Source organism: Pseudomonas sp. NFX15, assembly GCF_049132105.1.
Classification (GTDB): Bacteria; Pseudomonadota; Gammaproteobacteria; order Pseudomonadales; family Pseudomonadaceae; genus Aquipseudomonas.
Map to the genome: position 1 here is coordinate 248,830 of NZ_JAFMPV010000005.1, position 18,365 is coordinate 267,194.

Below are 18,365 nucleotides of genomic sequence, written 5' to 3' on the forward strand. Positions count from 1 at the left end.
GATCAAGCCAAGGCTTTATAGGTCGAAAGGCGTTTTAAATCAGTCAATTGAGCAAAAAGTGATGGCATGCGGCCTGTTTTATTCTGCACGACACCCTTTGATATTCCGGTATTTTGCACGATGCCCCTGTAGGAGTGAGCCCGCTCGCGATGACTGTTTCACATTCAAAACAATCTGTCGGACACACCGCTATCGCGAGCAGGCTCACTCCTACAAGGGAATACCGTAGATTTATCGTGCGGTGGCAATCGGGCCCACCCCAAACCGCGCCCGATAATCACTCGGCACCAGCCCGGTGATTTTCTTGAACGTCGCACGAAACGCCCCGGGGTCCTGATAACCCACGGTCCAGGCAATATGGTCGATGGTGCCGTTGGTGAATTCGAGCATTTCCCGAGCCTTGCCAACCCGCAGATGCTGGCAGTACTCGGTGGGCTTGAGCCCGCTGGCCGCGCGAAAGCGGCGCAGGAAGGTACGTTCTTCCAGCCCGGCCTTTTCGGCCATGGCCGCCAGCGAGACATCGGTCGCGCCCGTGCTTTGCAACCAGTGCTGCACCTTAAGGATCGCCGCGTCGCCATGACTGAGGATCGGCGCAAAGTTGCTGCCACACTCACTGGCACTGTCGCTGTGTTCCACCACCAGAAAGCGCGCCGTGTTGGTCGCAATACTCGGCCCCAGCAGACGATTGACCAGGCGCAACCCAAGCTCGGACCACGCCATCAACCCGGCCGTGGTAATCAGGTCGCCATCATCGACAATCGGCGTATCGGCCTTGAGCCTGATCGCCGGATAACGCTCGGCAAACGCTTTGGCCGAGGTCCAGTGGGTGGTGGCGCTACGACCGTCGAGCAGTCCGCTTTCAGCCAGCAGGATAGAGCCCACGCACACCCCGCCAAGCGTCGCGCCGCCGGCATGTTGCTCGCGTAACCAGTGGATCAATCCCTTGGGCGCCTGGCCCTCGGAAAAACCGGCAATCGACGGCGGAATCAACACCGCCACCAGGGCGCGCTCTTGGCCTGGATGACTGTCAAAGATCCGCACTGGCAACTGATCGCCTTCGACCTGCCAGTGGCTGACCCGCAGTATCGGCAATTGCGCACTCTGCTGCTCGGCGGCGATCCGGTTGGCCACCCCGAACAAATCCGTCAAGCCGTGCACTGCCGCCATCTGCGCGCCAGGATAAATCAGCACACCGATTTCGGCGATTGCCATTTCTGCGTTCATTGTCAGTTTTCCCCCTCTTATTGTCGGTGCGGCCAATCCCCGGATCGCCAGCCAACGCCAATACTGGATTCCACCCCCCAACACACATTTCGAGGAATCAGTCATGGCCAAGCAAGCGCTCATCGTAGTCGATATCCAGAACGACTACTTCCCCCAGGGCAAGTGGCCACTGGTCGGGGCCGACACCGCTGCCGACAACGCCGTCAGCCTGATCAAGGCCTTCCGCGACGCTGGCGATCCGGTGGTGCATATCCGCCACGAATTCACCTCCGAGAACGCGCCGTTTTTCGCCCCGAACTCCGAAGGCGCCAAGCTGCACCCTAAAGTGCTCAATCGCGCCGATGAACCGGTAGTGCTCAAACACTTCGTCAACTCGTTCCGCGAAACCGACCTGAAATCGATCCTCGACGAGCAAGGCATCAAGGAGCTGGTAGTCGTGGGCAGCATGAGCCATATGTGCGTCGATGGCATCGCCCGTGCGGCGGCGGATTTTGGCTACACGGTCACCGTCATCCACGACGCCTGCGCCACCCGCGACCTGGAATTCAATGGCGTAACGGTTCCGGCAGCGCATGTGCATGCGGCGTTCATGGCAGCCCTGGCATTCGCCTATGCCAACGTGGTGTCGGCCGGCGACTTCCTCGCGGCCTGAGTTCGTCGCCCATAAAAAAACCCGCACGTCCTGGCGAAGTGCGGGTTTTTTATTTCAGCTTGCCGTGTGTAGCTTCAGGCTTGCCGCTGTTTTAGAACGGAATATCGTCATCGAAGCTGTCGAAATCCGGAGCCGGCTGAGGAGCGGCCTGCTGTGGAGCCGGGCGCGACTGTTGCGGTGCGGACTGCTGTGGACGTGGAGCCTGCTGGCGCGGAGCGGATTGCTGGTAGTTGTTACCGCCGCCCTGGCCCTGCTGGTCGCCCTGTGGACGGCCGCCCAGCAGTTGCATGGTGCCTTGCATGTCGACCACGATTTCGGTGGTGTAACGCTTGATACCGTCTTTTTCCCACTCGCGGGTCTGCAGCTTGCCTTCGATGTACACCTGCGAGCCTTTACGCAGGTATTCGCCGGCGATTTCTGCAACCTTGCCGAACATCGACACACGGTGCCATTCGGTCTTTTCGACTTTCTGACCGGTTTGCTTGTCGGTCCACTGTTCGCTGGTCGCCAGGCTCAGGTTGGTCACGGCATTACCGTTAGGCAAGTAGCGTACTTCGGGATCCTGGCCGCAAGTGCCGACCAATATGACTTTGTTAACCCCACGGGCCATAACGTTCTCCTAGGCTACGCACGCTGTCCCGGCCGGGTTGTTCACCAGGCGCTCAAGGGTGGTGCGATCCAATAATTCGGTATCCAGTTTGATGTAAATCGCCGCTTCATCCGCGATGATCACTGCATCTGTTACCCCTACAACCGCCTTCAGGCGCTCAACCAGACCGGCTTCGCGGATCGCTTCGGGCGACAACGGCAAGCGCAGGCTTGTGACGTAGGGAGGTTCGCGCATGGTAACAGCAAAGGCCAGCCAGAGGGCAGCCAGACCGGCGCATCCGAGGAACACAACCGACAGACCGCCATGCTGGAACAGCCAGCCACCGAGGATTCCCCCCAGTGCCGAGCCAAGGAACTGGCTGGTGGAATACACCCCCATCGCCGTGCCCTTGCCGCCTGCCGGTGAAACCTTGCTGATCAGCGACGGCAACGAAGCTTCCAGCAGATTGAACGCGGTGAAGAACACCACCGTACCAATCACCAGGGCCCGCAAGCTGTCACCGAACTGCCAGAAGAATAGCTCAGTGAGCATCAACGTCACGACGGCGCCGAGTAAAACTCGTTTCATTTTGCGTTTTTTCTCGCCGTAGATAATGAACGGGATCATGGCGAAGAAAGAAATCAGCAACGCAGTCAGGTACACCCACCAGTGCTGCTCCTTCGGCAGCCCGGCTTTCTCGACCAGCGCCAGCGGCAAGGCAACGAAGCTGGACATCAACATCGCGTGCAACACAAAAATGCCCAGGTCCAGGCGCAGCAGGTCCGGATGCTTGAGAGTCGGGAGCAAGGCCTGGCGCGCGACACCGGACTCGCGGTGCTGCAACGGGCCCGTGGAGCGCGGCACCATGAACATCACGATCGCAATGCCAAACAACGCCATGCCACCGGTGGCCAGGAACAGGCCGGACAGGCCAAAGGCGCGGGTCAGCAACGGGCCGACCACCATGGCCACGGCAAACGACAGGCCGATGGTCATGCCGATCATGGCCATCGCCTTGGTGCGGTGTTGCTCGCGGGTCAGGTCGGACAGCAAGGCCATGACCGCCGCGGAGATCGCACCAGCGCCCTGCAGGATCCGGCCGGCGATCACGCCCCAGATCGAATCGGCCCGGGACGCCAATACACTGCCAAGGGCGAAGACGATCAGCCCCAGGTAAATCACCGGGCGGCGGCCAATGCGGTCGGAAATGATCCCGAACGGAATCTGGAAAATCGCCTGGGTCAGGCCATAAGCGCCAATCGCCAGGCCAATCAGGGCCGGCGTCGCTCCAGCCAAGTCCATCCCATAGGTCGCCAGTACCGGCAACACCATGAACATGCCAAGCATACGGAAGGCGAACACCAGGGCCAGACCGCTTGCTGCGCGGGTCTCGCTACCACTCATGCGCTCGCTGTGGGGATCGTGCATGGAAAAACCTCATGTGAACCGGCGGCGATTCTACCAGTCCCATCGATTGGCGGGATATATCGCGACGCTTTGCCGCGCATTGCTGACACACTCTTCATGTAAGACACAAATCCAGTCGTTCGATAGTGTGCATCCATCCAGTATTTGGCCGTATACTCCTACGTTTTCGACGCCCGCCAAGCGAGGCCACCTTGGACAAGATCCTGATTCGTGGGGCTCGAACCCACAACCTGAAGAACATCGACCTGACCCTGCCGCGGGACAAGCTGATCGTCATCACCGGCCTGTCCGGCTCCGGCAAGTCGTCCCTGGCGTTCGATACGTTGTACGCCGAAGGTCAGCGCCGCTATGTCGAGTCGCTGTCGGCCTACGCCCGGCAGTTCCTGTCGATGATGGAAAAACCGGACGTCGACACCATCGAAGGCCTGTCGCCAGCGATTTCCATCGAACAGAAGTCCACCTCGCACAACCCGCGCTCGACGGTCGGCACCATTACCGAAATCTACGACTACCTGCGCCTGCTTTATGCTCGCGTGGGTATTCCGCGTTGCCCGGATCACGACATTCCACTGGAAGCGCAGACCGTCAGCCAGATGGTCGACCTGGTCCTCGCCCAGCCGGAAGGCAGCAAGCTGATGTTGCTGGCCCCGGTGATTCGCGAGCGCAAAGGCGAACACCTGTCGGTGTTCGAAGAGTTGCGCGCCCAAGGCTTCGTGCGTGCCCGAATCAACGGCAAGCTCTATGAGCTGGATGAAGCGCCCAAGCTCGACAAGCAGAAAAAACACACCATTGATGTTGTGGTCGACCGTTTCAAGGTTCGCGCCGACCTGCAACAACGCCTGGCGGAATCCTTCGAGACCGCGCTGAAACTGGCGGACGGCATTGCCCTGGTCGCACCGATGGACGACGAGCCGGGTGAAGAGATGATTTTCTCCGCACGCTTCGCCTGCCCGATCTGCGGCCACGCCATCAGCGAACTCGAGCCAAAACTGTTTTCCTTCAACAACCCGGCCGGCGCCTGCCCGACCTGTGATGGCCTGGGCGTGAAGCAGTTCTTCGATATCAAGCGCCTGGTCAACGGCGAACTGACCCTGGCCGAAGGGGCGATTCGCGGCTGGGATCGGCGCAACGTCTATTACTTCCAGATGCTCGGATCACTGGCCTCGCACTACAAGTTCAGTCTGGAGGTGCCGTTCAATGAACTGGGCGCCGATCAGCAGAAAAACATCCTGCACGGCAGCGGCTCGCAAAACGTCGACTTCAAATACCTGAACGACCGTGGCGATATCGTCAAACGCTCGCACCCGTTCGAAGGCATCGTGCCGAACCTGGAGCGCCGCTATCGCGAAACCGAGTCCGCGTCGGTACGCGAAGAACTGGCCAAATTCCTCAGCACCCAGTCGTGCCCGGATTGCCGCGGCACCCGTCTGCGTCGCGAAGCGCGGCACGTCTGGGTGGGCGAAAAAACCCTGCCGGCGGTGACCAACCTGCCGATTGGCGATGCCTGCGATTACTTTGCTGAACTGAAACTGACTGGCCGTCGCGGGGAAATTGCCGACAAGATCCTCAAGGAAATCCGCGAGCGCCTGCAATTTCTGGTCAACGTCGGTCTCGACTATTTGTCGCTGGACCGCAGTGCGGACACCCTGTCCGGTGGCGAAGCGCAGCGGATTCGCCTGGCGAGCCAGATTGGCGCGGGCCTGGTAGGCGTTCTGTACATTCTCGACGAGCCCTCCATCGGCCTGCATCAGCGTGATAACGACCGGTTGCTGGGCACCCTCAAGCACCTGCGCGATATCGGTAACACGGTGATCGTGGTCGAGCACGACGAAGACGCCATTCGCCTGGCCGACTACGTGGTCGACATCGGCCCGGGGGCGGGCGTGCACGGCGGGCACATCGTCGCCGAAGGCACGCCGGCCGAGGTCATGGCGCATCCGGACTCGCTGACTGGCAAATACCTGTCGGGCCGGGTGAAGATCGAAGTCCCGGCCAAGCGCACGCCGCGCAACAAGAAGCTGACGCTGGCGCTCAAGGGCGCTCGCGGCAACAACTTGCGCAACGTTGACCTGGAGATCCCGATTGGCTTGCTGACCTGTGTGACTGGCGTATCCGGCTCGGGCAAATCAACACTGATCAACAACACCCTGTTCCCGCTGAGTGCCACGGCGCTCAACGGCGCGACGACCCTTGAAGCGGCCGCCCACGACAGCATCAAGGGCCTCGAGCACCTGGACAAGGTGGTCGACATCGACCAGAGCCCGATTGGCCGTACGCCACGCTCCAACCCGGCGACCTACACCGGGCTGTTCACGCCGATCCGTGAGTTGTTTGCCGGCGTGCCGGAGTCCCGCTCGCGTGGCTACGGGCCGGGGCGCTTCTCGTTCAACGTCAAGGGCGGTCGCTGCGAAGCCTGCCAGGGCGATGGCCTGATCAAGGTGGAGATGCACTTCCTGCCCGACATCTACGTGCCGTGCGACGTGTGCAAGAGCAAGCGCTACAACCGCGAAACCCTGGAGATCAAGTACAAGGGCAAGAGCATCCACGAAACCCTCGAGATGACCATCGAGGAGGCGCGGGAGTTCTTCGACGCGGTGCCGGCCCTGGCGCGCAAGCTGCAAACATTGATGGATGTCGGCCTGTCGTACATCAAGCTCGGCCAATCGGCCACCACGCTATCCGGCGGTGAAGCCCAGCGGGTGAAACTGTCTCGCGAACTGTCCAAGCGCGATACCGGCAAGACCCTGTATATCCTCGATGAACCGACCACCGGTCTGCACTTTGCGGATATCCAGCAACTGCTCGACGTGTTGCACCGCCTGCGCGACCACGGCAACACCGTGGTCGTCATCGAGCACAACCTTGACGTAATCAAGACTGCCGACTGGCTGGTGGACCTGGGGCCTGAAGGGGGTTCCAAGGGTGGGCAGATCATTGCCGTCGGCACACCCGAGGAAGTCGCCGAGATGAAGCAGTCTCATACCGGCTACTACCTCAAGCCGCTGTTGGAACGTGACCGTGCTTAAATCCCAGCCATGAAAAAGCCCCTGTCACTTCTTCAGTGACAGGGGCTTTTTTGTATCTGTGTGGGAGCGAGCTTGCTCGCGAAGGACGTAAACGATAACGCAGCGCCATCCGATGTTCCGCAAGCAAGTTCGCCCTCACAAAAGACGTCCGGGTTCTTCCCCCTATGCAATCAGGTATGAGATTGCAGGTAGTTCTCAAGCCCGATCAACTTGATCAGACCCAACTGCTTTTCGAGCCAGTAGGTGTGATCTTCTTCGGTGTCATGCAACTGAACCCGCAGCATTTCGCGGCTGACATAGTCCTTGTGCTGCTCACAGAGCTTGATGCCTTTGCACAGTGCGGCCCGAACCTTGTACTCCAGGCGCAAATCCGCTTCGAGCATCTCGGTCACCGTGGTGCCGACATCGAGATCATCCGCACGCATGCGCGGCGTGCCCTCGAGCATCAGAATCCGGCGCATCAAGGCATCAGCGTGCCCTGCTTCCTCTTCCATCTCGTGGTTGATTCGTTCGTAGAGCTTGGTGAAACCCCAGTCCTCATACATCCGCGAGTGGACGAAATATTGATCACGCGCGGCCAGTTCGCCGGTCAGCAACGTGTTGAGGTAATCGATCACATCCGGGTGGCCTTGCATCGCCCTACATCTCCCTGCTTGAAAGGTGCAGTTTGAACCAACATGCCCGTATCGTCACTCGCAAGACGCAACAAAAGCGAAGATATTCTGAGAAAAGTAGTTTAAATAACGCAAAAACCGCCCAAACAAGGGCGGTTCTGCTTCTCATTTAGACTTCGTTAAGCTGTACGTTGAGCAGCTTTGCGATTGCTTCTCCATACGCCGGATCAGCCTTGTAGAAATGCTGCAACTGGCGGTCGACCACATCACTCGATACGCCTGCCATAGCACCGGCGATGTTGTTGACCAGCAGGGATTTCTGCTCAACAGACATCAAACGAAACAGCGCGCCGGCTTGGCTGTAGTAATCGGTGTCTTCACGATGATCGTAGCGATCAGCGGCACCACTCAAGGCCAGCGCAGGCTCAGCGTAACGAGGCGCCTGTTTTGGCGACTCTATGTAGCTGTTTGGCTCGTAGTTCGGCGCCGAACCGCCGTTGCTGCCAAAAGCCATTGAACCATCGCGCTGGTAAGTATTGACCGGGCTACGAGGCGCATTGACCGGCAATTGCTGATGGTTGGTACCGATGCGGTAGCGGTGAGCATCGGCGTAGGCAAACACTCGGCCTTGCAGCATGCGATCTGGCGAGAGACCGACGCCTGGCACCATATTGCTCGGGCCAAACGCTGCCTGCTCAACTTCGGCGAAGTAGTTCTGTGGATTACGGTTGAGCTCCAGTTCGCCAACTTCGATCAACGGGTACTCTTTCTGCGACCAGGTCTTGGTCACGTCAAACGGGTTCTCGTAGTGCGCTGCTGCCTGAGCCTCGGTCATGATCTGGATGCACACACGCCATTTCGGGAAGTCAGCCTGCTCAATGGCATTGAACAGGTCGCGCTGGGCGTAATCCGGGTCGGTACCCGCCAGGCGCGCAGCTTCTGCCGGCGCAAGGTTCTTGATCCCCTGTTTGGTCTTGTAGTGCCACTTCACCCAATGACGCTCGCCCTGGGCGTTAATCAGGCTGTAGGTGTGGCTGCCGAAACCGTGCATGTGGCGGTAGCCGTCAGGGATGCCCCGGTCTGAAAACAGGATAGTGACCTGATGCAGCGCCTCGGGCGAATGCGACCAGAAGTCCCACATCATCTGCGCACTTTTGAGATTACTTTGCGGCAAGCGCTTCTGGGTGTGGATAAAATCCGGAAACTTCAGTGGGTCGCGAATGAAGAACACGGGGGTGTTATTGCCGACGATGTCCCAGTTGCCTTCCTCGGTGTAGAACTTCAAGGCAAACCCGCGCGGATCGCGCTCGGTGTCCGCCGAACCACGCTCACCACCCACGGTGGAAAACCGCAGGAACGTTGGCGTTTGCTTGCCAACTGCGGCAAACAGCTTGGCGCTGGTGTACTGGGTAATATCACGCGTTACGGTGAACGTACCATAGGCACCCGAGCCTTTGGCGTGTACACGGCGTTCTGGGATGTTTTCGCGGTTGAAGTGGGCAAGCTTCTCGATCAGGTGGAAGTCGTCGAGCAGCAGCGGACCACGAGGGCCAGCGGAACGGGAATTCTGGTTATCGGCGACAGGCGCGCCACTGGCGGTTGTAAGCGTTGTGCTTTGACTCATGAGATCTTCCTTCCTCTGTCGGTCTTGAACTGCCGGCTAATCGGCTGAGAAGGAGTATTGATCATCAATATGACACCTACAAATTCATTAATTTGCAGATATCGATAGAAAATTACTAATGACCATCCCCCAACCCAGCATGACGCCTGGAGGAAAGAGCACGCTTGTACGAATAGCGCTTTTCTTGCGCGCACAAAAAACCGGGCGCTAGGCCCGGTTCTTTGTTTCAGACTGACGTCTTACTCGGCAGATACAGCTTCGCCGGCAGTAGCACGATCAACCAACTCGACGTACGCCATAGGCGCGTTGTCGCCAGCGCGGAAACCGCACTTGAGGATGCGCAGGTAGCCACCCTCACGGGTAGCGTAACGCTTGCCCAGGTCGTTGAAGAGCTTACCAACGATAGCTTTCGAACGAGTACGGTCGAAAGCCAGACGGCGGTTAGCAACGCTATCTGTCTTGGCCAGAGTGATCAGCGGCTCGGCAACGCGGCGCAGTTCTTTGGCTTTTGGCAGAGTCGTTTTGATCAGCTCGTGCTCGAACAGCGACACTGCCATGTTTTGGAACATGGCCTTGCGGTGCGAGCTGGTGCGGCTCAGGTGACGACCACTTTTACGATGACGCATGGTTCATTCCTTACCAAACACTACGTTCGGTGATTACGACGATCAGGCAGTCGCCTTGTCGTCCTTCTTAAGACTTGCAGGCGGCCAGTTGTCGAGGCGCATGCCGAGGGACAGACCGCGGGAGGCCAGAACGTCCTTGATTTCAGTCAAGGATTTCTTGCCCAGGTTCGGAGTCTTCAACAGCTCTACTTCGGTACGCTGAATCAGGTCACCGATGTAGTAGATGTTTTCCGCCTTAAGGCAGTTAGCCGAACGTACAGTCAGTTCCAGATCGTCAACCGGGCGAAGCAGGATCGGATCGATCTCGTCTTCCTGCTCGACAACCACTGGCTCACTGTCACCCTTGAGGTCGACGAACGCAGCCAACTGCTGTTGCAGGATGGTTGCAGCGCGGCGAATTGCCTCTTCAGGATCCAGAGTACCGTTGGTTTCCAGATCAATAACCAGCTTGTCCAGGTTAGTACGCTGCTCGACACGGGCGTTTTCCACCACGTATGCGATACGGCGAACCGGGCTGAACGAAGAGTCAAGCTGCAAGCGACCGATGCTGCGGCTTTCGTCTTCATCGCTCTGACGCGAGTCTGCCGGTTCATAACCACGACCACGAGCTACTACGAGCTTCATGTTCAGGGCGCCGTTAGACGCCAGGTTAGCGATTACGTGATCGGGATTAACGATCTCGACATCATGATCCAGCTGAATATCGGCAGCGGTAACCACCCCCGAACCCTTCTTCGACAAGGTCAGCGTAACTTCGTCACGACCGTGCAGCTTGATAGCCAGACCTTTAAGGTTCAACAGGATTTCAATGACGTCTTCCTGTACACCTTCGATTGCGCTGTACTCGTGGAGCACACCGTCAATCTCGGCCTCGACTACTGCACAGCCGGGCATTGAGGACAACAGGATGCGGCGCAGCGCGTTGCCCAGGGTATGGCCGAAACCACGCTCGAGAGGCTCGAGAGTGATTTTGGCGCGGGTTGGACTGACAACCTGCACATCAATGTGGCGGGGTGTCAGGAACTCATTTACCGAAATCTGCATGGATGCACCTATTTTCTAGCCCTTACTTGGAGTAGAGCTCGACAATCAGGCTTTCGTTGATGTCGGCGGACAGATCACTGCGAGCTGGAACGTTCTTGAAAACGCCCGACTTCTTCTCAGTGTCTACTTCTACCCATTCTACGCGGCCACGTTGGGCACACAGATCGAGAGCTTGGACAATGCGAAGTTGATTTTTTGCTTTCTCGCGAACAGCAACCACGTCGCCAGCACGAACCTGGTACGACGGAACGTTAACGGTCTGACCGTTTACGCTGATCGACTTGTGCGATACCAGCTGACGGGATTCGGCACGAGTCGAACCGAAGCCCATACGGTATACCACGTTGTCCAGACGGCATTCGAGCAGTTGCAGCAGGTTTTCACCGGTTGCACCTTTTTTGCCAGCTGCTTCTTTGTAGTAGCCGCTGAATTGACGCTCGAGAACGCCGTAGATACGACGGACCTTCTGCTTTTCACGCAGTTGGGTGCCGTAGTCGGACTGGCGACCGCGGCGTTGGCCGTGGATACCAGGTGCTGCTTCAATGTTGCACTTCGATTCGATCGCGCGCACGCCGCTCTTCAGGAAGAGATCGGTGCCTTCGCGACGAGCGAGTTTGCATTTTGGACCAATGTAACGAGCCATTCTTTACAATCTCCTGGATTACACGCGGCGCTTCTTCGGCGGACGGCACCCGTTGTGCGGGATTGGCGTCACGTCGGTGATGCTGGCGATCTTGTAGCCACAGCCGTTCAAAGCGCGGACTGCGGATTCACGACCTGGACCTGGACCTTTGACGTTGACGTCGAGGTTTTTCAGGCCGTATTCCAGCGCAGCTTGACCAGCACGTTCAGCAGCTACTTGAGCAGCAAACGGGGTGGACTTGCGGGAACCGCGGAAACCCGAACCACCGGAGGTAGCCCAGGAAAGAGCGTTACCTTGACGGTCGGTAATGGTCACGATGGTGTTGTTAAAAGATGCATGGATGTGGGCGATGCCATCAACCACTGTCTTTTTAACTTTTTTACGAGGACGAGCAGCAGGTTTTGCCATGATTAAATTCCTGTCGATTCGCTGGGGCGATTACTTGCGGATCGGCTTACGCGGACCTTTACGGGTACGCGCGTTGGTCTTGGTACGCTGACCGCGTACTGGAAGACCGCGACGATGACGCAGACCGCGATAGCAACCGAGGTCCATCAAGCGCTTGATTTTCATGTTGATTTCGCGACGCAGGTCACCTTCAGTGGTGAACTTCGCCACTTCGCCACGCAGCTGTTCAATTTGCTCGTCGCTCAGATCTTTGATCTTTGCTGCTGGGTTTACCCCAGTCTCTGCACAAATTTTCTGTGCAGTAGTGCGACCAACACCATAGATGTAGGTCAGCGAGATAACAGTATGCTTGTTATCTGGAATGTTAACGCCTGCAATACGGGCCATTCAGTGGGACTCCAATTGACAGCTACCTACGCCCCGGAAGCCAAGAAATAGGGCGCGAGATAATATCGCTGTAATAACAAATAATCAACCCGGCAGCGCACTAGCTGCCGGGCTTGAAGCACAATCACACTCAGCCTTGGCGCTGTTTGTGACGCGGTTCCGCGCTGCAAATTACTCGAACAACACCTTCGCGGCGAATAATCTTGCAGTTACGGCACAGCTTTTTCACCGATGCACGAACTTTCATCACCAACTCCTCGAACCTTATGGGTCAGCGCAGCATGCCGCTGCCGTAACCCTTCAGGTTGGCTTTCTTCATCAGGGATTCGTACTGGTGCGAAACGAGGTGCGATTGTACTTGGGACATGAAGTCCATCACAACCACGACGACGATCAGCAACGAGGTCCCGCCAAGGTAGAACGGTACGTTGGCTGCAACCACCAGGAACTGGGGCAACAGGCAGACGGCCGTCATGTAAAGAGCACCGAACATGGTCAAGCGAGTCAGAACGCCATCAATGTAGCGCGCAGACTGCTCACCTGGACGGATGCCCGGAATAAAGGCACCGGACTTCTTCAGGTTTTCCGCTACGTCTTTCGGATTGAACATCAACGCCGTATAGAAGAAGCAGAAGAAAATAATCCCTGCACTAAACAGCAGAATATTCAACGGCTGACCAGGAGCGATCGACTGCGAGATGTCCTGCAACCAGCCCATACCTTCAGACTGACCGAACCAGGCACCCAACGAAGCCGGGAACAGCAAAATGCTGCTCGCGAAAATAGCCGGAATAACACCGGCCATGTTCACCTTCAGCGGCAAGTGGCTAGTCTGCGCAGCGAAGACCTTGCGGCCCTGCTGACGCTTGGCGTAGTGAACAGCGATACGACGCTGACCACGCTCAATGAACACCACGAAACCGATAATCGCTACTGCCAGCAAACCGATGGCAACCAGGGCAAAGATGTTGATATCGCCCTGACGCGCAGACTCGAAAGACTGCCCGATCGCTCTCGGAAGACCGGCGACGATACCCGAAAAAATCAACATCGAGATACCGTTGCCAACACCACGCTCAGTAATCTGCTCACCCAGCCACATCATGAACATCGCACCAGCCACAAACGTGGATACTGCGACGAAATGGAAGCCAAAGTCACCAGTGAACGCAACGCCCTGCCCCGCCAGACCAATGGACATGCCAATAGCCTGGACGAGAGCGAGGACGACAGTGCCGTAGCGGGTGTACTGGCTGATCTTGCGACGGCCAGCTTCACCTTCCTTCTTCAACTGTTCCAGCTGCGGGCTGACGGCGGTCATCAGTTGCATGATGATCGATGCCGAGATGTACGGCATGATCCCCAATGCAAAGATGCTCATCCGTTCCAGCGCGCCGCCGGAAAACATGTTGAACAAGCTAAGAATGGTCCCCTCATTCTGTCGAAACAGGTCCGCGAGTCGGTCCGGGTTGATACCTGGAACCGGGATGTGTGCGCCTATTCGGTAGACGATAATCGCCAGGAACAGAAAACGCAGACGAGCCCAGAGTTCAGACATACCGCCTTTGCCGAGCGCAGAGAGAGCACCTTGCTTAGCCATTTATTCCTCGAACTTGCCGCCAGCTGCTTCGATAGCCGCACGCGCACCTTTGGTGGCGCCGATTCCCTTGCCGATAGTGACAGCGCGAGTCACTTCACCGGACAGCATGATTTTCACACGCTGTACGTTGACGTTGATCACGTTGGCATCTTTCAGGGACTGCACGGTGACGATGTCGCCTTCCACTTTGGCCAGCTCGGACAGACGCACTTCTGCGCGGTCCATGGCTTTCAGGGAAACGAAACCGAACTTCGGCAGGCGACGATGCAGCGGCTGTTGACCGCCTTCAAAGCCTGGAGCAATGGTGCCACCGGAGCGGGAGGTCTGACCTTTGTGACCACGGCCACCAGTCTTACCCAAACCGCTACCGATACCACGGCCCGGACGATGCTTTTCGCGACGGGAACCCGGCGCTGGACTCAGATCATTGAGTTTCATCGATTAACCCTCGACACGCAGCATGTAGTAAGCCTTGTTGATCATCCCGCGATTCTCGGGAGTATCCTGGACTTCTACAGTGTGACCGATGCGACGCAGACCCAGACCCTTAACGCACAGTTTGTGGTTAGGGATGCGGCCGGTCATGCTTTTGATCAGCGTTACTTTTACGGTAGCCATGATCAGAAGATCTCCTTGACGCTTTTGCCACGCTTGGCGGCAATGGATTCAGGAGACTGCATTGCTTTCAAACCCTTGAAAGTGGCGTGAACCACGTTTACCGGGTTAGTCGAGCCGTAGCACTTGGCCAGAACGTTCTGAACGCCAGCAACTTCGAGGACGGCACGCATAGCGCCGCCAGCGATGATACCGGTACCTTCAGAAGCAGGCTGCATGTACACCTTCGAAGCGCCGTGAGCAGACTTCATTGCGTACTGCAGAGTGGTGCCGTTCAGATCAACCTGGATCATGTTGCGGCGAGCAGCTTCCATTGCCTTCTGGATCGCAGCAGGCACTTCACGCGACTTGCCACGGCCGAAGCCAACACGGCCTTTACCATCACCCACCACGGTCAACGCGGTGAAAGTGAAGATACGGCCGCCTTTAACGGTTTTGGCTACGCGGTTAACTTGAACCAGCTTCTCGATGTAGCCTTCGTCGCGCTTTTGGTCGTTATTTGACATAACTTAGAACTCCAGCCCAGCTTCACGAGCAGCATCAGCCAGCGCTTTAACGCGGCCGTGGTACTTGAAGCCAGAGCGGTCGAAAGCCACTTGCGAGACGCCAGCGGCCTTAGCACGCGTAGCGACCAGCTGGCCAACCTTAGTGGCCGCGTCGATGTTGCCGGTGGCACCATCACGCAGTTCTTTATCCAAAGTCGAGGCGCTTGCCAGGACTTTGTTGCCGTCGGCCGAAATGACCTGGGCGTAGATGTGCTGCGAAGAGCGGAACACGCAGAGACGCACGACTTCGAGTTCGTGCATTTTCAGGCGTGCTTTGCGAGCGCGACGCAGTCGAGTAACTTTTTTGTCGGTCATTTGCTATGCCCTACTTCTTCTTGGCTTCTTTACGACGGACGACTTCGTCCGCGTAGCGCACACCTTTGCCTTTGTACGGCTCTGGTGGACGGAAGTCGCGGATCTCGGCGGCCACTTGACCTACCAGCTGCTTGTCGATGCCCTTGATCAGGATATCGGTCTGGCTAGGAGTCTCAGCGGTGATGCCTTCCGGCAGTTCGTAATCCACTGGGTGCGAGAAGCCAAGAGCCAGGTTCAGCACTGTGCCTTTTGCTTGCGCTTTGTAACCAACACCGACCAGCTGGAGCTTGCGCTCGAAGCCTTGGCTTACGCCTTGGACCATGTTGTTTACCAACGCACGAGTGGTACCAGCCATTGCGCGAGTCTGTTGATCGCCATTGCGAGCAGCGAAACGCAACTCACCGGCTTCTTCAACGATCTCAACGGACGAATGGATGTTCAGTTCGAGAGTGCCCTTGGCACCCTTCACCGAAAGCTGTTGGCCTGCGAATTTTACTTCGACACCGGCTGGCAGCTTAACGGGGTTCTTAGCGACGCGAGACATGCTTATCCCCCCTTAGAACACAGTGCAAAGAACTTCGCCGCCGACACCGGCAGCGCGCGCAGCACGATCAGTCATCACACCCTTGTTGGTGGAGACGATAGACACACCGAGACCGCCACGAACTTTTGGCAGATCATCGACGGACTTGTACTGACGCAGGCCTGGACGGCTAACGCGCTTCACTTCTTCGATAACCGGACGGCCTTCGAAGTACTTCAGCTCGATGGACAGCAGTGGCTTGATTTCGCTGCTGATCTGATAACCCGCAATGTAACCTTCGTCCTTCAGGACTTTGGCAACAGCTACCTTCAACGTGGAAGATGGCATGCTTACGACGGACTTTTCAGCCATCTGGGCATTACGGATACGAGTTAGCATGTCCGCTAACGGGTCCTGCATACTCATGGGCTAGACGCTCCTAAATACAAAAAATTAGCCTTGCGGCTATTACGTGTCGCCGAGAATCTCCGGGTATAAAAAACACGGGCTCAGGCGAGCCGGGTATTCTAGACACACTCCGGAAATGAAACAAGCCCCAAAAGGGGCTTGTTCCAGATTCAAGGTACCGGCGGTCAGCTTCTTGCGATTCTGACCGCCTGGACTTTGAAAGTACTTACCAGCTGGCTTTAACCAGACCCGGTACGTCACCACGCATTGCAGCTTCACGCAGCTTGTTACGGCCGAGGCCGAACTTGCGGTAAACGCCGTGTGGACGACCGGTCAGGCGGCAGCGGTTACGCATGCGCGAAGCGCTTGCGTCACGTGGCTGCTTCTGCAGGGCTACTGTAGCTTCCCAACGCGCTTCTGGACTTGCGTTCAGATCGACGATGATAGCTTTCAGTGCTGCACGCTTCTTGGCGTACTTGGCAACCGTGAGCTGACGCTTCAGCTCGCGGTTTTTCATGCTCATCTTGGCCATGGTCCTACTCCAATCAGTTGCGGAACGGGAATTTGAACGCACGCAGCAGAGCGCGGCCTTCATCATCGTTCTTGGCAGTGGTGGTCAGGGTGATGTCCAGACCGCGGAGAGCATCGATCTTGTCGTAGTCGATTTCCGGGAAGATGATCTGCTCTTTCACGCCCATGCTGTAGTTGCCACGACCATCGAAGGACTTGGCATTCAGGCCGCGGAAGTCGCGAACCCGAGGCAGGGAGATCGACAGCAGACGATCCAGGAACTCGTACATACGCTCACGGCGCAGGGTCACTTTGACGCCGATCGGCCAACCTTCACGGACTTTAAAGCCAGCGATGGATTTGCGAGCGTAGGTCACAACGACTTTCTGGCCGGTGATCTTTTCCAGGTCAGCAACAGCGTGCTCGATGACTTTCTTGTCGCCGATCGCTTCGCCCAGACCCATGTTCAGGGTGATTTTTGTAACGCGCGGAACCTCCATCACGTTCGAAAGCTTAAGTTCTTCCTTAAGTTTCGGAGCAATTTCCTTCCGGTAAATCTCTTTTAGTCGTGCCATGGTCTCATCTACCTAGCAGTGTTCAAGCATCAACCGCTTTTTGGGTCGACTTGAAGACACGAATTTTCTTGCCGTCTTCTACTTTAAAACCAACGCGGTCAGCCTTGTTGGTTTCGCTGTTGAAAATGGCGACGTTAGAAGCATCCAGTGGAGCTTCTTTTTCGACGATACCGCCCTGCACGCCCGACATCGGGTTAGGCTTGGTATGACGCTTGACCAGGTTCAGACCACCAATAACCAGACGGTTGTTAGCGAGAACCTTAAGCACCTTACCGCGCTTACCTTTGTCTTTGCCGGCGATCACGATGATCTCGTCGTCACGACGAATCTTTTGCATGTCGGATCTCCTTACAGCACTTCTGGGGCGAGCGAGACGATCTTCATGAACTTCTCAGTACGAAGTTCACGGGTCACTGGCCCAAAGATACGGGTGCCGATCGGCTCTTGCTTGTTGTTCAACAGAACAGCAGCGTTGCCATCAAAGCGGATAATGGAGCCATCAGCACGACGTACGCCGTGACGAGTGCGGACTACAACAGCAGTCATCACTTGGCCTTTTTTCACTTTACCGCGAGGAATTGCTTCCTTCACGGTAACTTTGATGATGTCACCGATACCAGCGTAACGACGATGGGAGCCACCCAGCACCTTGATGCACATAACGCGGCGAGCGCCGCTGTTATCGGCCACATCGAGCATGGATTGAGTCTGAATCATATAATTTCTCCGACCCCTAGTCCTTAGACTTCCACAGCGCGTTCGAGAACATCAACCAGCGCCCAAGACTTGGTCTTGGCCAAAGGACGAGTTTCACGAATAGTGACTTTGTCGCCGATGTGGCACTGATTGGTTTCGTCGTGCGCGTGCAGCTTAGTCGAACGCTTAACGTATTTACCGTAGATCGGGTGCTTAACGCGACGCTCGATCAGAACGGTGATGGTTTTGTCCATCTTGTCGCTGACAACACGGCCAGTCAGCGTACGGACAGTTTTTTCGGCTTCAGCCATGA

Annotated in this window: 25 protein-coding genes; 2 read left to right on the forward strand and 23 right to left on the reverse strand. The window is 57.0% G+C overall.

Annotated elements, in window-relative coordinates; all coding sequences use genetic code 11:
• Positions 1–231: 231 nt before the first annotated feature.
• Positions 232–1,224 (reverse strand): GlxA family transcriptional regulator, encoded by a 993-nt coding sequence (locus tag J1D76_RS08155; RefSeq protein ID WP_421137839.1) that lies wholly within the window; start codon positions 1,222–1,224, stop codon positions 232–234.
• Between the two features lie 103 nt (positions 1,225–1,327).
• Between J1D76_RS08155 and J1D76_RS08160 the strand changes: the two genes are divergently transcribed.
• Positions 1,328–1,876, forward strand: a complete 549-nt coding sequence (locus tag J1D76_RS08160; RefSeq protein ID WP_421137840.1) for a cysteine hydrolase family protein — start codon at positions 1,328–1,330, stop codon at positions 1,874–1,876.
• A gap of 91 nt (positions 1,877–1,967) precedes the next feature.
• Here the strand turns inward: J1D76_RS08160 and J1D76_RS08165 are convergent, their stop codons facing one another.
• Both J1D76_RS08165 and J1D76_RS08170 read right to left on the reverse strand, forming a co-directional pair.
• Positions 1,968–2,486, reverse strand: coding sequence for a single-stranded DNA-binding protein (locus tag J1D76_RS08165; RefSeq protein WP_007984430.1), 519 nt, complete (start codon positions 2,484–2,486; stop codon positions 1,968–1,970).
• A gap of 9 nt (positions 2,487–2,495) precedes the next feature.
• Positions 2,496–3,893: an MFS transporter gene (locus J1D76_RS08170; protein ID WP_421137841.1), complete on the reverse strand. Its 1,398-nt coding sequence runs from the start codon at positions 3,891–3,893 to the stop codon at positions 2,496–2,498.
• 191 nt (positions 3,894–4,084) lie between these two features.
• Here J1D76_RS08170 and uvrA point away from each other — a divergent pair, with 191 nt between their 5' ends.
• On the forward strand, positions 4,085–6,919 hold the full coding sequence (gene uvrA / locus J1D76_RS08175) for an excinuclease ABC subunit UvrA (protein WP_421137842.1): 2,835 nt from the start codon (positions 4,085–4,087) through the stop codon (positions 6,917–6,919).
• A 170-nt stretch (positions 6,920–7,089) separates the two neighbouring features.
• On the opposite strand, the gene bfr is transcribed toward uvrA, so the two are convergent.
• From bfr to rpsQ, 20 genes are all read right to left on the reverse strand, one after another.
• Entirely contained in the window at positions 7,090–7,554 is a 465-nt protein-coding gene (gene bfr / locus J1D76_RS08180) for a bacterioferritin (protein ID WP_150726869.1), read from the reverse strand.
• A gap of 148 nt (positions 7,555–7,702) precedes the next feature.
• Positions 7,703–9,157 carry a catalase gene (locus J1D76_RS08185; protein ID WP_421137843.1) on the reverse strand — a complete coding sequence of 485 codons (1,455 nt, stop codon included), beginning with the start codon at positions 9,155–9,157 and terminating at the stop codon, positions 7,703–7,705.
• A gap of 239 nt (positions 9,158–9,396) precedes the next feature.
• Positions 9,397–9,783 carry a 50S ribosomal protein L17 gene (rplQ, locus tag J1D76_RS08190; protein ID WP_007970429.1) on the reverse strand — a complete coding sequence of 129 codons (387 nt, stop codon included), beginning with the start codon at positions 9,781–9,783 and terminating at the stop codon, positions 9,397–9,399.
• Positions 9,784–9,825: 42 nt separating this feature from the next.
• Positions 9,826–10,827: a DNA-directed RNA polymerase subunit alpha gene (locus J1D76_RS08195; RefSeq protein ID WP_007970428.1), complete on the reverse strand. Its 1,002-nt coding sequence runs from the start codon at positions 10,825–10,827 to the stop codon at positions 9,826–9,828.
• Between the two features lie 22 nt (positions 10,828–10,849).
• Complete coding sequence (rpsD, locus tag J1D76_RS08200; RefSeq protein WP_003176404.1) at positions 10,850–11,470, reverse strand: 30S ribosomal protein S4; 621 nt, start codon at positions 11,468–11,470, stop codon at positions 10,850–10,852.
• A gap of 18 nt (positions 11,471–11,488) precedes the next feature.
• Positions 11,489–11,878, reverse strand: a complete 390-nt coding sequence (gene rpsK / locus J1D76_RS08205) for a 30S ribosomal protein S11 (RefSeq protein WP_002555466.1) — start codon at positions 11,876–11,878, stop codon at positions 11,489–11,491.
• Between the two features lie 30 nt (positions 11,879–11,908).
• Positions 11,909–12,265, reverse strand: a complete 357-nt coding sequence (gene rpsM, locus J1D76_RS08210) for a 30S ribosomal protein S13 (protein ID WP_009045849.1) — start codon at positions 12,263–12,265, stop codon at positions 11,909–11,911.
• A 130-nt stretch (positions 12,266–12,395) separates the two neighbouring features.
• A complete protein-coding gene (gene rpmJ / locus J1D76_RS08215; RefSeq protein ID WP_002555468.1) occupies positions 12,396–12,512 on the reverse strand; it encodes a 50S ribosomal protein L36 in 117 nt (38 codons plus the stop codon).
• A 24-nt stretch (positions 12,513–12,536) separates the two neighbouring features.
• Positions 12,537–13,865, reverse strand: coding sequence for a preprotein translocase subunit SecY (gene secY / locus J1D76_RS08220; RefSeq protein WP_003228718.1), 1,329 nt, complete (start codon positions 13,863–13,865; stop codon positions 12,537–12,539).
• A complete protein-coding gene (gene rplO, locus J1D76_RS08225; protein WP_003228720.1) occupies positions 13,866–14,303 on the reverse strand; it encodes a 50S ribosomal protein L15 in 438 nt (145 codons plus the stop codon). It lies immediately after the preceding gene.
• A 3-nt stretch (positions 14,304–14,306) separates the two neighbouring features.
• Positions 14,307–14,483 carry a 50S ribosomal protein L30 gene (gene rpmD / locus J1D76_RS08230; RefSeq protein WP_003176408.1) on the reverse strand — a complete coding sequence of 59 codons (177 nt, stop codon included), beginning with the start codon at positions 14,481–14,483 and terminating at the stop codon, positions 14,307–14,309.
• Positions 14,484–14,485: 2 nt separating this feature from the next.
• On the reverse strand, positions 14,486–14,986 hold the full coding sequence (gene rpsE, locus J1D76_RS08235) for a 30S ribosomal protein S5 (protein WP_003186035.1): 501 nt from the start codon (positions 14,984–14,986) through the stop codon (positions 14,486–14,488).
• Positions 14,987–14,989: 3 nt separating this feature from the next.
• Complete coding sequence (rplR, locus tag J1D76_RS08240) at positions 14,990–15,340, reverse strand: 50S ribosomal protein L18 (RefSeq protein WP_003186037.1); 351 nt, start codon at positions 15,338–15,340, stop codon at positions 14,990–14,992.
• A 10-nt stretch (positions 15,341–15,350) separates the two neighbouring features.
• Complete coding sequence (gene rplF, locus J1D76_RS08245) at positions 15,351–15,884, reverse strand: 50S ribosomal protein L6 (protein WP_003176412.1); 534 nt, start codon at positions 15,882–15,884, stop codon at positions 15,351–15,353.
• A 12-nt stretch (positions 15,885–15,896) separates the two neighbouring features.
• Positions 15,897–16,289, reverse strand: a complete 393-nt coding sequence (gene rpsH, locus J1D76_RS08250; RefSeq protein WP_003186040.1) for a 30S ribosomal protein S8 — start codon at positions 16,287–16,289, stop codon at positions 15,897–15,899.
• 208 nt (positions 16,290–16,497) lie between these two features.
• Positions 16,498–16,803 carry a 30S ribosomal protein S14 gene (rpsN, locus tag J1D76_RS08255; protein WP_003176414.1) on the reverse strand — a complete coding sequence of 102 codons (306 nt, stop codon included), beginning with the start codon at positions 16,801–16,803 and terminating at the stop codon, positions 16,498–16,500.
• Positions 16,804–16,816: 13 nt separating this feature from the next.
• Positions 16,817–17,356 carry a 50S ribosomal protein L5 gene (gene rplE / locus J1D76_RS08260; protein WP_003210069.1) on the reverse strand — a complete coding sequence of 180 codons (540 nt, stop codon included), beginning with the start codon at positions 17,354–17,356 and terminating at the stop codon, positions 16,817–16,819.
• 22 nt (positions 17,357–17,378) lie between these two features.
• Positions 17,379–17,693: a 50S ribosomal protein L24 gene (rplX, locus tag J1D76_RS08265; RefSeq protein WP_095059509.1), complete on the reverse strand. Its 315-nt coding sequence runs from the start codon at positions 17,691–17,693 to the stop codon at positions 17,379–17,381.
• 11 nt (positions 17,694–17,704) lie between these two features.
• Positions 17,705–18,073: a 50S ribosomal protein L14 gene (gene rplN / locus J1D76_RS08270; protein WP_002555479.1), complete on the reverse strand. Its 369-nt coding sequence runs from the start codon at positions 18,071–18,073 to the stop codon at positions 17,705–17,707.
• Positions 18,074–18,096: 23 nt separating this feature from the next.
• On the reverse strand, positions 18,097–18,363 hold the full coding sequence (rpsQ, locus tag J1D76_RS08275) for a 30S ribosomal protein S17 (RefSeq protein WP_003176419.1): 267 nt from the start codon (positions 18,361–18,363) through the stop codon (positions 18,097–18,099).
• Positions 18,364–18,365: the final 2 nt, after the last annotated feature.